At 24.8% G+C, this 15,702-nt stretch carries 15 protein-coding genes; 12 read left to right on the top strand and 3 right to left on the bottom strand.

The window, feature by feature from the left end:
- Positions 1–24: 24 nt before the first annotated feature.
- Together JNUCC81_RS12920 and JNUCC81_RS12915 are read left to right on the top strand one after the other, a co-directional pair.
- A complete protein-coding gene (locus JNUCC81_RS12920; RefSeq protein ID WP_454093859.1) occupies positions 25–759 on the top strand; it encodes a nitroreductase family protein in 735 nt (244 codons plus the stop codon).
- A gap of 9 nt (positions 760–768) precedes the next feature.
- Positions 769–1,503, top strand: a complete 735-nt coding sequence (locus JNUCC81_RS12915; RefSeq protein WP_454093858.1) for an EcsC family protein — start codon at positions 769–771, stop codon at positions 1,501–1,503.
- Between the two features lie 59 nt (positions 1,504–1,562).
- Here JNUCC81_RS12915 and JNUCC81_RS12910 read toward each other — a convergent pair whose 3' ends face one another.
- Positions 1,563–2,612 (bottom strand): hypothetical protein, encoded by a 1,050-nt coding sequence (locus JNUCC81_RS12910; RefSeq protein ID WP_454093857.1) that lies wholly within the window; start codon positions 2,610–2,612, stop codon positions 1,563–1,565.
- 271 nt (positions 2,613–2,883) lie between these two features.
- A complete protein-coding gene (locus JNUCC81_RS12905) occupies positions 2,884–3,126 on the bottom strand; it encodes an ATPase (protein WP_454093856.1) in 243 nt (80 codons plus the stop codon).
- A 151-nt stretch (positions 3,127–3,277) separates the two neighbouring features.
- Between JNUCC81_RS12905 and JNUCC81_RS12900 the strand changes: the two genes are divergently transcribed.
- The 5 genes from JNUCC81_RS12900 (at position 3,278) to JNUCC81_RS12880 (ending at position 8,282) form a co-directional block, all read left to right on the top strand.
- Positions 3,278–4,267: a GIY-YIG nuclease family protein gene (locus JNUCC81_RS12900; RefSeq protein WP_454093855.1), complete on the top strand. Its 990-nt coding sequence runs from the start codon at positions 3,278–3,280 to the stop codon at positions 4,265–4,267.
- Between the two features lie 133 nt (positions 4,268–4,400).
- Positions 4,401–4,631 carry a hypothetical protein gene (locus JNUCC81_RS12895; RefSeq protein ID WP_454093854.1) on the top strand — a complete coding sequence of 77 codons (231 nt, stop codon included), beginning with the start codon at positions 4,401–4,403 and terminating at the stop codon, positions 4,629–4,631.
- Between the two features lie 238 nt (positions 4,632–4,869).
- Positions 4,870–5,397, top strand: coding sequence for a sigma-70 family RNA polymerase sigma factor (locus JNUCC81_RS12890; RefSeq protein WP_454093853.1), 528 nt, complete (start codon positions 4,870–4,872; stop codon positions 5,395–5,397).
- Positions 5,390–6,259 (top strand): DUF6241 domain-containing protein, encoded by an 870-nt coding sequence (locus JNUCC81_RS12885; RefSeq protein ID WP_454093852.1) that lies wholly within the window; start codon positions 5,390–5,392, stop codon positions 6,257–6,259. The genes JNUCC81_RS12890 and JNUCC81_RS12885 overlap by 8 nt, the downstream gene beginning before the upstream one ends.
- 16 nt (positions 6,260–6,275) lie before the next feature.
- A complete protein-coding gene (locus JNUCC81_RS12880) occupies positions 6,276–8,282 on the top strand; it encodes a penicillin-binding transpeptidase domain-containing protein (protein ID WP_454093851.1) in 2,007 nt (668 codons plus the stop codon).
- Positions 8,283–8,392: 110 nt separating this feature from the next.
- Here JNUCC81_RS12880 and JNUCC81_RS12875 read toward each other — a convergent pair whose 3' ends face one another.
- Positions 8,393–8,593 (bottom strand): cold-shock protein, encoded by a 201-nt coding sequence (locus JNUCC81_RS12875; protein WP_042275034.1) that lies wholly within the window; start codon positions 8,591–8,593, stop codon positions 8,393–8,395.
- Between the two features lie 322 nt (positions 8,594–8,915).
- Here JNUCC81_RS12875 and JNUCC81_RS12870 point away from each other — a divergent pair, with 322 nt between their 5' ends.
- From JNUCC81_RS12870 to JNUCC81_RS12850, 5 genes are all read left to right on the top strand, one after another.
- Entirely contained in the window at positions 8,916–11,054 is a 2,139-nt protein-coding gene (locus JNUCC81_RS12870) for an adenosylcobalamin-dependent ribonucleoside-diphosphate reductase (protein WP_454093850.1), read from the top strand.
- Between the two features lie 154 nt (positions 11,055–11,208).
- Positions 11,209–11,883: a response regulator transcription factor gene (locus tag JNUCC81_RS12865; protein WP_454093849.1), complete on the top strand. Its 675-nt coding sequence runs from the start codon at positions 11,209–11,211 to the stop codon at positions 11,881–11,883.
- Positions 11,883–12,908, top strand: a complete 1,026-nt coding sequence (locus JNUCC81_RS12860; protein WP_454093848.1) for a sensor histidine kinase — start codon at positions 11,883–11,885, stop codon at positions 12,906–12,908. The genes JNUCC81_RS12865 and JNUCC81_RS12860 overlap by 1 nt, the downstream gene beginning before the upstream one ends.
- A 124-nt stretch (positions 12,909–13,032) precedes the next feature.
- On the top strand, positions 13,033–13,788 hold the full coding sequence (locus tag JNUCC81_RS12855) for an ABC transporter ATP-binding protein (RefSeq protein ID WP_454093847.1): 756 nt from the start codon (positions 13,033–13,035) through the stop codon (positions 13,786–13,788).
- Positions 13,775–15,679 carry an FtsX-like permease family protein gene (locus tag JNUCC81_RS12850; protein WP_454093846.1) on the top strand — a complete coding sequence of 635 codons (1,905 nt, stop codon included), beginning with the start codon at positions 13,775–13,777 and terminating at the stop codon, positions 15,677–15,679. The genes JNUCC81_RS12855 and JNUCC81_RS12850 overlap by 14 nt, the downstream gene beginning before the upstream one ends.
- Positions 15,680–15,702: the final 23 nt, after the last annotated feature.

Genomic DNA, 15,702 nt, shown 5'->3' with positions numbered 1-15,702 from the left:
TGGAACTAAAAAAATCATGGATAAATGAATGCAATGGATAATAGAAAATCTAGGAGAACCTATACTGAAGAAGATGTAAATGAAAAAGACGTAAAAATACTTAAAGAATTGATAGATAATATAAATAAAGGAACAAAGTTAAATATTCAATATATAAAGGATGGCAAAGATGGTATAAGTGGATTTAAGGCATCTTATGGAATGATATCTAAAGCCAAATCATTTATAGCATTAGTAGGATATAAAAATATAAAAAATTATAAAGAAAAACTTGGATACTACGGCGAAAGTATAGTTTTAGAAGCTACTAGTTTAAATCTTGGAACTTGTTGGATAGGTGGAACATATAAAAAAGAAGAATGTAAAAAATATATAAAGTTTAATGAAAATGAGGAGTTAGTTTGTATAATAGCAATAGGAAATACAGATAGAGATTTATCTATTAAAGAAAAGCTTGTAAAGACACTTAATAAAAATGAAAAATCATTTAATGATATACTAATATCACATAATAAAGAAATACCATCATGGGTTGAAGTTGGAATAAATTATGTATCGAAGGCTCCATCGGCATTAAATAAAAAGCCAGTAGGTTATAAGTTAAAAGATAATAAAGTTGAGGCTACAATAATAAAAGAAAATCATGGATATGAAAAGATTGATTTAGGAATATCTATGTTACACTTTGAATTAGGAGCTTATAGTGAAGGTTATATAGGAAAGTGGAAATATAAAAATGGAGAATATATATTTTATTAGGAGATAGATATGAATAGTTATAATGTTATGGCAAGAAAAGATTTAGATAAATGGAAAAAAGCCATGCGTAAAAATCCATCTATAATTGAAAGGGCATCAAAAGGAGTACAAAATAAATTTAATGAAGTATTGCCACAGAAATATCATGAAATAATGACACAAGCAATAAAAAGTATGACAAAATCAGTTTTGTTTGGATATAAATATATAACAAAAAAACCATACAAAAATATTTCATTAGAAGAAAGAGAGGTATTAGTAGCACAAAAAACTAAAACATATAAAACTACAGCTAGAATAGAAGGCGCTTCAACAGGAGCAGCAGGTATACTTATAGGACTTACAGATTTACCATTATTACTTGGTATCAAAATAAAACTGCTTTATGATATTGCAGCTATATATGGATATGATGTTTCAGATTATAGAGAAAGAATCTATATACTACATATATTACAGCTAGCATTTTCAAGTAAAAAAAACATGAATGAGACATTTTATAAAATGGAAAACTGGGATGAATATGTAAAAACATTTCCTGATAATATAAATGAATTTGATTGGCAAAATTTTCAACAACAATATAGAGACTACTTAGACATAGCAAAACTTTTCCAACTTATGCCTGGAGTAGGAGCATTTGTAGGATTTTATGTCAATGGAAAACTAATAGATAAGCTTAGCGAAACTGCAATATTTTCATATAGAATGAGAAGTGAAGAACTTAATAGTAAGTCTATATAAAAAGAGTTATTAATGTAAATATTTACATTAATAACTCTTTTTATTATTTTAAAATATAATTAGCATTTACTTTTATAAAACTTAATACTAATATCTTTTAAAGAAATTTTATTAGGGTTAAAGTTGTGCTCTTTTAAATAATTATAAAAATCTAAGTCATAAGCAAATCTAGTATATTCATATGCACTTTTATAATATTTATAATCTAAATATTTTGAAAATCCTTCAACTAAATTTTCCTCACACCATTCTTCGAAAGTATAAAGTTCTTTACCTATATCATTATAAGCTTGCATAAATTCTTTATCTTTTTTTAATAAATTGCAAATATCTAAAAACTCAGGAGTTTTGGTAAATGTTTTAAATAAAGAATGCGAATATTCATAAAAAGGAATACTTAAAATATCTTTAGCAGTTGTATCTGGTTGTATAGTTGATACTAAAAGATTTTCTTGTTTAAACTCTTGATGTTGGAATGGGTTGAAATTATAATAAAAAACTGACTTAATTTCTTTATCAAATTTTATTCCAGAGGTAGTTTCCATAAACTTTATAACATTAACATCATTTAATCTTAAAATTTCATTTATCTTGTTTGATTTTTTATCGAATTTATTTACATTTTTCTTAAAATATGATTCAAAATAATTATCATAAAAATAATTAAAAAACTTATTAATATCTTTTTTTAGATATCCTGGCAAGTTTAAATTTTCATCATTAATAATAGTATTAACTATTTCTTGAGTAGTAGTACTATCATCTAAATTTATAACGGAATATACATAATCTAAATGGCTACCATATGTAAAAATATTTTTTAAACTTTTTTTCATATTATTATCCATTTCATTGTATGAAGATTTAATCCATTTATAATGTTTATAAGCTTCTTTTCCATAATCTTTGTATAATGCTTCTGAAAATGTGTCTGGGCTTCCTATATTTACATTATACATTTCGTACGCTGTTTGTATTAAAGATATTTTTAGTGTTAATCCGCGAACATCTATGTTTGGAATATAATCTTCAGCATTTATACTTGAACAACCTGTAAAAAGATTCATCAATAATATATTTAAAATAATTATATACTTTTTATATTTCATTTTATCACTCCTTATTTTTATAAAATTGAACTTAAAAGTTAAAATACCTTTTAAAACCATTCTCCAATATATGCTTATAAAACTTAGGGAAAATAAATAATTTATGTCTATAAAAAGATTAAAACAAAGCAAAATAATAAAAATGGTTAGAAAATATTGTGGATAAATTAAGGAATGACGTATTTTGTAAAATGAAATTTTTAATAAATAGCAAAATACTTACTCAGAAAAGTGCCACAGTATATAATTCTGTGGCTCTAATTTTTTATAATTATAATTTCTTAATAGATACTATTGAATTTAAAGGTAGGTAAAATTTTGAACTTTCATTAAAAGATGAATTAAGTTTACCTAAATATTTTGAATCAAGTACAATTACTAAAGGAGTTACTTCTACAACTTCACCATATAAAGGATCAAGGCTAAAGTATGTGTAAAGCTCTACATATTCATTTAAAAAAGTTAAAAGATAATTATAGAAATTTTTAGGCATTTGCTCAGTTGATTTAGGCATACTATCAACTCCTTTATGAGATATAAAGCCTAATATAATATATGATATTTGTAAAAGTTTGGTTCTTGATAAATAAAAAATAATATATATAATAGTTATATAGTAGCATTTAGTCTAATAAATTATATAGTTGTAAAATAAAGAGGATATTATGAAACTAAAAGAAAAGATAAATCAATTCCCAAAAACTCCGGGTATATATATGATGAAAGATAAAAATGGAGATATCATATATGTTGGAAAATCAAAAAAACTAAGAGATAGAATAAAAAGTTATTTTGTGAATTCAGCAAATCATTCAAGAAAAGTGACTAGAATGGTAAAAGGAATTTATGATATTGAAATTATAACTACAGATACAGAATTAGATGCACTTTTATTAGAGTGTGAGATGATTAAAAAAATAAGGCCTATTTACAACAAATTAATGAAAAATCATGAGAACTATAAGTATATTAAAGTTCATAAAAACTTAGAGTATCCATATATAGAAGTGGTAAAAGAAATAGATAATGATAGTTTATATTTTGGTCCATATAGCATGGAAAAAAAAATAGAAGAAATAAAAGAAATTTTAGTTGAATTTTATAAAATACGATCATGCAAAAGATTAGTAAAGTGTGTAAAATATGACTTGAATCAATGTCTAGGTCCATGTAGAGAAACAATTAGCAAAGAAGAATATAATAAAATATTAGATAAAGTTAAAGATACTTTAATGGGAAAAAATAAAGATATACTAAAAAGTTTAGAAAATAAAATGCAGGATGAAATACTAAAGCTTAATTTTGAAAAAGCATCAGTAATAAGTAATAAGATAGATTTACTTAAAAGTTTTTTATCTAAGCAGAATATTATAAATACTATGAATAAAAAAGAAAGAATATTTGCTTGGATTAAGCTAAAAGAAAATAAATTTAAAGTTTACATAATTGAATATGGAATCCTAAAAAACTCTAAAATAATAGAGACTAAAAACTTTAATTTAATTAATATAAATGATTTAATAACAGAAATGCAAGAAAAAGATATAAATCCTAAAGAAAAACAAAATTTAATAAATAAAGATGATATAGATTTTATTAATATAATTTACTCATATATAAAAAATAATGAAGAAATTAATTATATTATTCTTTAATAATAAAAAAGAGTTAACTACTTATTAGTTAGCTCTTTTTTATTATAGCTTATTAAAATTTGTTTAGATGTATGTCAATGATATTATATGGAGAAAATAATGCGAATTATAAATAAGGATGTGTATTAATATAATGGAAGAAGAATTAAATATACTAGGAAATTTATTAAGAAAAAAACAAATAACATATAATGAATTTAACAATCTTATCGGAAATTATTATGTAAAAGAATATGAGGAACTAGAAGATAATTATTATTTAATAAAAGTAATAAGACCATCAGATTCTATAGACAGTAGTAAGAACTATTATACTGACTATGTAGAAGTAATTGGTAAGATTTATACATTTACAATAAGATAAAAGTTATTATAAAATAATATTCGTAGGGAATGATTTTAATATAAAATGAATTATTATAAAATTTGGATACTAATTTGTGATGCAATTAATAAAATAAAGCATAGAGAAGAATTTTCTCTATGCTTTATTTTATGAAACCATAGTTTTAATAAAAAATTAAAGTTTTTAAAACGTTTTGTTTAAGGACAATGTCTAATAAGTGTAATCATAAATGAAAGTATATAATGAGGGAGAAAATATGGAAGATATAGTTACAGTAAAGCGAGCTATTAAAGGTGATAGGGAAGCCTTTGAACAGTTAATAGGGGTACATATGAATTATTTATATAGGGAAGCATACCTAAGAACTAAATATGAAGATGATGCTAAAGAAGTAGTTCAAGAAACAGTATACAAAGCATTTAGAGGCATAGAAAAACTGAGGCAACCTGAGTATTTTAAAACATGGATAACGCGAATACTTATAAATGTATCTAATGATTTTTTATCAAAGAACGGAATTATAGATTTAGAACATGATGAAGAGGCATTTATAAAAGAGGTAGTTGTAGACGATCAAAGGGAGATAAAAATAGATTTATATAATGCTATAGATGAACTAGAAGATAAGTATAAAGACGCAATTATCCTCAGATATATTCATGATATGAAAGTAGAAGAAGTAGCAAATATACTAAATCGCCCTGTAAATACAATAAAAACACATATAAGAAAAGCTATAAGTGACATGAAAAATTTATTGAGGGAGGGATATAAAAATGACTAAGGATAAGATAAATAAAAATAATCTAGATGATATAAATGATTTAGATTTTGATGAGATAGATATAAAAGAACTAGATAAAAAAATGGAAGAATTTTATATAGATAGAGAAAAAATAAGTAATATAAAAGTTCCTGATGACATGATGTTTCTAGCTAAAAAATCAATAGATAAAGCACAAAATGATATGAAAAAAGAAAAGTTTAAAAAAATATCAACATCTGTAGTAGCAAGTATAACTATAATATTATCCATTGGGGCTTATAATCCGATATTAGCACATAAAATACCTTATATAGAAAAATTATTACAAAATATAAATAACATACTGCATATTGATGAGATAGCGCGTATTACAGAAATAGATAAGATTTTACCGAGGGCTAAGATAGATAAAAATGGGAAAATAAAATTTGAGGTAAGAAAAGAAGAACTTGCACAACCGAATTTGTCAGATAAAGATGAGAAAGTACATAATCAAGGGGCTATATATGAACCTAAAGAAGATGAAAAGTATATAGAGGTACACGAAGATAGCGTAAATATACCAGTAACAGATGAAGAAACTATAAACCTAATACATGAAATGGCAAATGGGATAATCGTTGCTAGAGATTACTCTAGAGGTTACACAGAAATAAGTCCTAAAACAATAGATGCAGCCTTAAAAGGTGTAGAAAATATGTCTGATGAAAGCAGCAAAAACTATTTGCGTAACGAACTAAAAAAATGGGAAGCTGGCAATTTTGATAATGGAGTAGAATTACATAATTATGTATGGAGAAAGTTAAATGGAGAAGTAGGAGAAGCAATAGGCCTTCATTATGGGGAAATAGAAAATATAAAAAATAGTCATTTTAGGTAAATTTAGGGGGATTAGTATGAAAAATATAAATAAAAAAGTTAATTTAATACTTTTAATTATAATTACTATTAGTTTGAATATTATAGGATGTAATAAAGCAGATAAAGAAAAAGATAGTTTAGATAAATATATAAAAGCATGGAGCAGTCAAAGCTATGAAAATATGTATGAATTACTATCTAAAGAATCTAAGGAATATATTGATAAAAACACATTTATAAAAAGATATTCAAATATATATTCAGCAATAGGAGCTAATAATATAAAAATAGATATAAATAAAGGTGATAAATCTAATTCATCTGATATGCCAATAAGTGTAAGTATGAACACAATAGCTGGGGATTTAAAATTTGATAATTTTAATATAGATTTAGCTAAAGAAGATAGAACATATAAAGTAAAATGGAAGGAAAGTTTAATACTTCCTAATATGATAAAAGATGATAAAGTAAGGGTAGTAAATAATTTTGCAGAAAGAGGAAGCATATTAGATAGAAATGGAAATAAACTTGCAACTAATGGTACTGTAAACTCTATAGAAATACACCCAAGTGTATTTGAAGCAAAAAAAGAAGAAAATATAAGTAAGATGGCTCAAATTTTAGATATTGATGAAAGTTATATAGAAGATAAACTAAATAAAAATACTAATCCAGAACACTTAGTTCCTATAGTAGACGTATCAGACCATGAAGTAGATAAAGCGAATAAATTATTTGAAATGGAAGGTGTTAAAGTATATAAAAAAAACTCAAGGGTATATATACAAGGTGAAGCACTAGGAAATCTAATTGGATATATAGGGGAAATAAATAAAGAGGAATTAGACAAAAATAAAGGAAAAGGATATAGTCCATATAGTAGGATAGGAAAATCAGGATTAGAATCTATATATGAAGAAAAGCTAAGAGGCAAAGATGGGGCTTATATCTACTTAGAAAGAGGAGAAGAAAAAATAACTATACAAAAAACAAATCCGACTAATGGAGAAGATATAAAATTATCTATTGATTCAGATTTACAAAATAAAATATATAATGAAATGAATAAAGAAAAAGGAGCATCAATAGCCTTAGACCCTAAAACTGGAGAAGTATTAGCTATGGTAAGTTCTCCATCTTATGACTCTAATATCTTAGTAACATATAAAACAAAAGAAATAGAGAATATATACAAAAATAGTAACAATGCACAATTTCAAAATAGAGCAAACGATGTATATTCTCCAGGTTCTACAATGAAGTTAATAACATCAGCTATAGGTTTAGAAAGTGGAGTAATTAATCCAAGTGAAGCCATGGAAATAAAAGATAAAGATTGGCAAAAAGATAGATCTTGGGGACATTACAAAATAAGTAGGGTTAAAGGAGATAAATTATATATTAATTTAAAAGATGCAGTTAAATACTCTGATAATATATATTTTGCAGACAAAGCACTTAAAATAGGCAGTGATAAATATATAGAAGGAAGTAAAAAATTTGGAATTGGAGAACAATTAAAATTTGAATACCCTATGCAAAAATCACAAATATCTAATAATAAAAATTTAGATAATGAAATACTATTAGCTGATACAGGTTATGGCCAAGGAGAAGTTTTAATGAGTCCTTTAGATGTGGCCATGTCATATAGTTCTTTAGGCAATGAAGGTAATATAATGGCACCAAGGTTAGTTATAAGTGAAAATAAAGAAGCTAAAGTTTATAAAAAAGCAATAGATAGTAACCATATAGGTCAATTAGTAGATGTATTTTCTGCTGTTGTAAATGAAAATGATGCAACGGCTAGTATTGGTAAGATAGATGGAATAAACATAGCAGGAAAAACGGGAACTGCTGAAATTAAAAAAATTAAGGAAGATCCTAATGGAAGCGAAAATGGATGGTTCGTAGCGATAAATACTGATAACCCTAAAATAGTAGTATCTATGATTATAGAAGATGTAAAAGAAAAAGGTGGAAGTGAGTTTGTAGTTAAAAAGGTAAGTAATTCAATAAAGCACTATTTAGAAAGATAATAAAAAAAGTACCTACTAGTAGGTACTTTTTTATATTAAAATTTAATTATAACGCAAAAAAAGAGCATTTGCTCTTCTTTTGAAATAAAAATATATCTATATTAATATAATTATATTCTATTTACGTTTGCAGCTTGAGGTCCTCTAGCTCCATCAGTTATTTCGAAGCTAACCTTTTCGCCTTCTTCTAAAGTCTTGTATCCGTCACCTTGTATAGCTGAGAAATGTACGAAAACGTCATCTCCACCTTCTACAGATATGAATCCAAATCCTTTTTCACTGTTAAACCATTTTACTATTCCGTTTTTCATTAGAAAAATCCTCCGTGTATTTAAAAAATCCAAACTTATTAAATTAAGTCTGTTCCATAAGTATATATTATATAAAAAATAAAAACAAGTACTATTTCAAAAAAACATTTAAATAAGTTAAAAATATATTCAAAATATACATACAACAGATAAATTTAATAAATTTTAATAAATTTTAATATTTACAATTTCTACTTTATAACAATTATAAAACACAATATATAGGAAAATATAAAAAGTGTGATACAATATATTGTGTATATATAGAAAAGTTGGGTATGAAGTAAATGTTAAAATAGTATTTAAAATTGGAGGGATTTGAATGTGCAAAGTAATAAAAAGAGACTTAAGTGAAGAAGTATTTGACAAAAATAAAATATTTAATGCTGTTTATAAATCTAGTATAAATAGTAAATTTGGAATAGACATAGATTTAGCAAAGTCGATATCTTTAAAAATAGAAGAAGAAATAAAAAATAGTAAAAAAGATTTTACAGTAGAGGAGATACAAGATAAAGTTGAAGATCTACTTATGGAATCAAATAGAAAAGATATAGCTAAAAAGTATATTTTATATAGAGAAAAAAGAGCTGATATAAGAAGTTCTAAATGGAAAATGGATGAACTGCAAAAATCAATATGGTCTAATAAGTATCAATATGAAAATGAAAGTTTTGATAGTTGGATAGAAAGGGTATCTGGAGGCAATAAAAAAATATCAAAATTAATAAGAGAACGTAAGTTTTTATTTGCCGGAAGAATATTAGCAAATAGAGGCTTGAATAAAGATGGAATAAAAGTAACGTATTCTAATTGCTATGTACTTAGTAAACCAGAAGATAATTTAGAAAGCATATTTGATACTGCAAAAAAATTAGCTAAAACATTTAGTTATGGTGGAGGTGTTGGTATTGATATATCAAATCTTAGACCAAGTGGTGCTTTAGTTCATAACTCTGCAAGAACTACTACAGGGGCTGTATCTTTTATGGATCTTTATTCTATGACAACGGGTCTTATAGGTCAGAGAGGAAGACGTGGAGCTCTTATGATATCAATGGATGTAAGCCATCCAGATATAGAAGAATTTATAGATATAAAAACTGACTTAGAAAGAGTTACTAAAGCTAATATATCAGTGAGAATAAATAAAGAATTTATGGATGCTGTATTGAATAATAAAGAATATGAATGCAAATTTGAAGTTAATGATACTGGACAAATAATAATTAAAAAAGTAGATGCAAAAGAATTATTTATGAAATTAATAAAAAACAACTGGGACTATGCAGAACCGGGAATACTGTTTTGGGATAATATAGAAAAAAATCACCTATTAAGTGAAGACAAAAACTTTAAGTATGCGGGAGTAAATCCATGTGCAGAAGAACCACTTCCTGCAGGTGGAAGTTGTTTGTTGGGTTCTATAAATTTAGCAGAATTTATAGTAGAACCATTTACCAAAAATGCAATATTTGATATAGAAAAATTCAAATCATGTGTATCTGATTGTGTTATAGGATTAAACGAAGTTTTAGAAGAAGGGTTAAGCTTACATCCTCTTAATGAACAAATTGAATCGGTTACAAATTATAGACAAATAGGGTTAGGGGTTATGGGAATTGCAGATATGCTAATAAAACTTAACTTAAGATACGGTAGTGATGAGTCTATAAAACTATGTAGAGAGTTATCTAAAACTATGCTAAATGCAGCAGTAAAACAATCAGCGATGTTAGCTAAGGAATTAGGAACATATGAAAAATATAACAAAGAAGCAGTATTAAACTCTAAGTTTTTCAAAGAAAATATTACTGAGGATGTAGAACAATTAGTTAAAGAGTATGGACTTAGAAATTCGCAAATATTAACTATAGCACCTACAGGTTCAATATCTACAATGCTAGGTATTAGTGGAGGAATTGAGCCGATGTTTAATACATCGTACAATAGAAAAACAGAATCATTACATGATGAGGATGTATATTACAAAGTATATACACCAGTAGTATCTGAATATATGCATATTAATAATATAGAAAATGAGGATGATCTACCAAATATATTTGAAACAGCTATGACTCTAAAACCAATAGAAAGAATAAAAATGCAAAGTTCATGGCAAAAGAGTATAGATGCATCTATTTCTTCTACAATAAACTTGCCACATGAAGCAACAGTTGAAGAAGTTTATGATATATATGTTGAGGCTTATAAAAATAATTTAAAAGGAATAACTATATACAGAGATGGATGCAAAAGAAGTGGAATACTAATAAATGAAAAGCCTAAAAAAAGTAAAAAAACACAAGATGAAGAAAGTATTAGCATAGAAAAAGAAATATCTATAACTACAGATGAAGTAGAAAAATTTGTATGCCCTGAATGTAAAAGTGAGACAATAATACCTACAGGAGGGTGTGCAATTTGCCTTCAATGTGGATACAGTAAATGTAATTAAAAATTTATATAAAAAATGCCCAAGCCTATTAAATAAAAGGTTTGGGCATTTTTACATTTAATCACATATAAATTATAAATTTACAAAAATTGTATAACTCTGATACAATAATTTTCAGATAATACATTAAAATAAGAATAAGAAGGTGATAAATATGATAGATATATTTATTGTAGAAGATGATAAGGCTTTAAGTAGGGAGATCAAAACACATCTAAGTAAGTGGGGATATAATGTACATGAAGTAGAGAACTTAGAAGATATAACTAATGAGGTAATAAAAGCTAACCCAAAACTTATATTGATGGATATTAATTTACCTTGCTATGATGGATTTTACTGGTGTGGTCAAATTAGAAATTTTATGAAAGTGCCAATAATATTTATATCATCAAGAGATAGTGATATGGATATAGTAATGTCTATAAATTTAGGTGGAGATGATTATATAACAAAGCCATTTTCCCCTCAGGTTCTAGTAGCAAAAGTTCAGGCTATACTTAGAAGAACATATTCATATAATAATAGTTTAAATAGCGATATAATCAAATATAAAGATGTAATACTTAATATTTTAGAAAGTAAAATTTACTTTAAGGAAAAATTCGTTGAATTAACTAAAAATGAATTTAAGATAATTAATATTTTAATTAAAAATCAAGGTAACATTGTAAATAGAGATACAATAATAGAAGAACTTTGGGATAGTGATGAATTTATAAGTGAAAATACGTTGACAGTAAATATAAATAGGCTTAGAAAAAAATTAGGAATAATAGGTTTAGATAATTTTATAACTACTAAAAAAGGACAAGGGTATAGTATATAATGAATATTTTTAGATATTTAAAGGAAGTAAGAATATATTTGTTTTTAGTTTTTGCAATATTGATTATTTTAAATTTAAATGTAATATTAGACCTGAATTTATCAAATGTATTAAACAGTTTAATTTATATAAATGCATTAATAATAATAACTTGTATAATATTTTTTATACTTGGATATTTTGAGTATAAAAAAAAATATAATGAGTTATATAACCATATAAATAATAATAAAAAACAAGAAAATGGTTTAGTTAATCCATATTTTTATGATGTTATAGACAATAAAATAAATAACTATGAAAAAAATATACAAAGTTTAAAATATGAACTTCAAGAGATAAATGATTATATGACAAATTGGATACATCAAGTGAAAATACCAATAGCAGTACTTGAAATAATATCTCAAAGAGTTAAAGAATTAGAAATCCAAAATAATTTACAAAATAAACATAGTTTATACAAAGAAATAAATATAGAATTAAAAAGAATTGAAAATTTAGTTGGGCAAGCGTTATATATATCAAGATCTGGGAATTATAGCTCAGATTTTTTGATAGAAGAAGTTAATTTAGAAAAAGTAATAAAAGAAATTGTAAGACGAAATAAACATTTATTTATATACAATAAGGTAGATTTAAAACTAGAGAACTTAGATGCTAATGTATTAACTGATAAAAAATGGATAACTCATATAGTAGAACAAATAATAGATAACTCATGTAAATATGTGGAAAAGAATGGACAAATTAAAATCTATACAACTAAAGATGATAAAAGTATAAAACTTCATATAAAAGATAATGGAATAGGAATAGTACCACAAGATATAGAAAGAGTATTTGATAAAGGATTCACAGGAAAGAATGGTCGCAAAAAAACTAAATCAACAGGGATGGGCCTTTATATATCTAAAAAAATATTGAATAAATTAAGTCACAGCATAGATGTATCTTCAACTCAAGGTGAATTTTGTGATATATACATCACATTTTACAAATTATCAGATTATTTTACGCTCTAAAACAAACAATTTCTAATGTTACATAAATGTAATTTTAATATCCAAATTGTAAGGCTGATGGATGGATTATAATGAATTAAATTTATAAAATATATGTATAGTTATAATTTGGAGGTAGATTAATATGTTAAAAGTTGTTAATTTAAAAAAAGAGTATAATGCTCAAACGAATAAATTTAAAGTTATAGATAATATTAACTTAGAAGTCAAAAAGGGTGAATTTATAAGTATAATGGGACCATCAGGTGCAGGTAAAACTACACTTTTGAATATATTATCAACAGTAGATAAGCCAACTGAAGGAAAAGTATATTATGATAATAAAGATGTACATGTCTTAAATAATAAAGAAATATCAAAGTTCAGAAGAGATAATATAGGATTTATATTTCAAGACTATAATTTATTAGACAGTATGAGTGTAGAAGATAATATAGCACTTCCTCTTGTCATAGGAGGTAACAAACAAAGTTATATACAATCAGAAATTATTAGACTATCAAAGTTTTTTGGAATAGAGCATCATCTTAAAAAATACCCATATGAATTATCAGGAGGTCAAAAACAAAGAGTTGCAGCAGCTAGGGCTTTGATTACATCTCCGTCTATAATATTTGCAGATGAGCCAACTGGAGCACTTGATTCTAAATCATCATCAGAACTTTTAAATTGTCTAAAGGATATGAATGAAAAGTTTAATGTTACAGTAATTATGGTAACTCATGATGCATTTGCAGCAAGTTACTCGAAAAAAGTAATTTTTATAAAAGATGGAAAATTAAATGCAAGAATAGATAGCAATGGAAAAAGAAAAGAATTTTTTAAAAATATAATGGATTTACTAACATCTCTTGGAGGTGAAGTAAATGAACTTATTTAGGTTATCAACAATGAATTTAAAACAAAATTTAAAAAATTACGGAATGTATATATTTTCAATGGTTTTTTCAATAACAGTTTTTTATAATTTTATATCACTTATATTTAGTGATCAAATTAAAGCACTATCTCAGCTTAAAACAGTATCGATGATAACCAATATGTGTGCAGTAGTATTAGTTTTATTTTTTATATTTTTTATATCTTATTCAAGTGGATTTTTTATAGAACAAAGAAAAAAAGAGTTTGGGATATATACATTTATGGGAGTGGAAAATAATAAGATTGCACTTTTATTTGCAACTGAAGGATTAATTACAGGAATAATAGCATTAATAGTAGGGATATTTTTAGGAATATTAGTTAATAAGCTATTTTTAATGGGGATTGTAAAGGTAGCTAAGATAGATGCAGTTATAAAATTTGAAGTGTCAAACTTAGCTATAATTTTAACTTCTTTAGTATTTTTAAGTATACTTTTATTTGTATTTATAAAAGAGTATATAACTTTAATAAAAACGGATATAACAAAACTAATAAATGCGAAAAATACATATCAAGTTGAAAATACTAAAGGATCTAAAATAAAAGGATTGTTAGGTTTTTTTGTAATAATATTGGCTTATATATTTATTATAGGGTATAAAAGATTTAATATACCATTTCCAATAGCTATAATGGGTACAGTTATTATGATTATGGTTGGTACTTTGTATTTATTTAAAGGATTTTTTACATTAGTAATAAGTAAAATAATAAAAAATAAAAAGTTATTATATAAAAAAACTAATATAGTAAGTTATAATAATATAATATTTAGAATAAAAAATAACAATAAAACATTAGCTCAAGTTGCTATTTTAATAACTTGTACATTGACAAGTCTTATAACTGCTTTTTGCATGAAAAACTTAATTTCAGGTGGAAGGGAAGTTGAGGTTCCATATAGTTTATACTATATTAGTCAAAATTCTAATGATGATAAAATAGTTGATGAAGCTATTAAATTAAGTAAAGAAGAAATAGATTTCAAAGTGAATCTAGATTTTATACCATATAAAATTAATGGAAACCCATATAAAACTAATTTAAATCCATATATAAGTAATTTTAGTATAGTTAGATACTCAGATATAGAGCATATTATGGATAATAAAAAATTAATAAATGAGAAAAAAATAATGAAAAATAAGCCTAAAGAAGGTGAAGGTATAATAATAATACCTAAAAATTTTATAAATGCATTTAACTTTAAAGTAAATGTGAATATAGGTGATAAAAAGATAAAAATAAATGATGGTCTTGCATCTTCAATAACCGGGATTTTGGAGAATCCCAGTATTTTAATTGTAAATGATAATGATTATTCGTATTTTAAAAATAATTTAAAATACGATGATATAATAAAATTTAGAGGCATAACTTTAAAAAACTATGAAAATACAAATAAAATATCAAATTATATAAAAAAGTATACGGATATGCCTATGTTTAGTTTTGATATGTTTAATGAAGATGATTATAACTTTATAAATTCAGTATATTTTATAGGTATTTTCTTAACATTAGTATTTATGATATCCCTTGGAAGTATAATGTATTTCAAATGCATATCTGATGCAAGTATAGATAAAATAAGGTTTGAAACTCTAAGAAAATTAGGAATTAGTCAAGAATATATAAATAAAGCTATATATAAGCAAATAGGGATATTTTTTTCTATGCCCATAATAGTAGGTATTGTTCATAGTATAGTTGCAGGATATGCAATTAATGGTTTATTTAATGAAAGTGGTTATGTTGTAACATTTGGATCCATATTCATATTTACACTTATTTATATAATTTATTATATTGCTAGTGCAAGAAAATATATACGAGTAACAAAATAAAAAAGAGCATTCTTAGGTATGCT

The organism is Faecalimicrobium sp. JNUCC 81 (assembly GCF_053667625.1).
The sequence above is the reverse complement of the archived record's forward strand: the minus strand, read 5'-3'. Positions and strand labels throughout refer to the sequence as shown.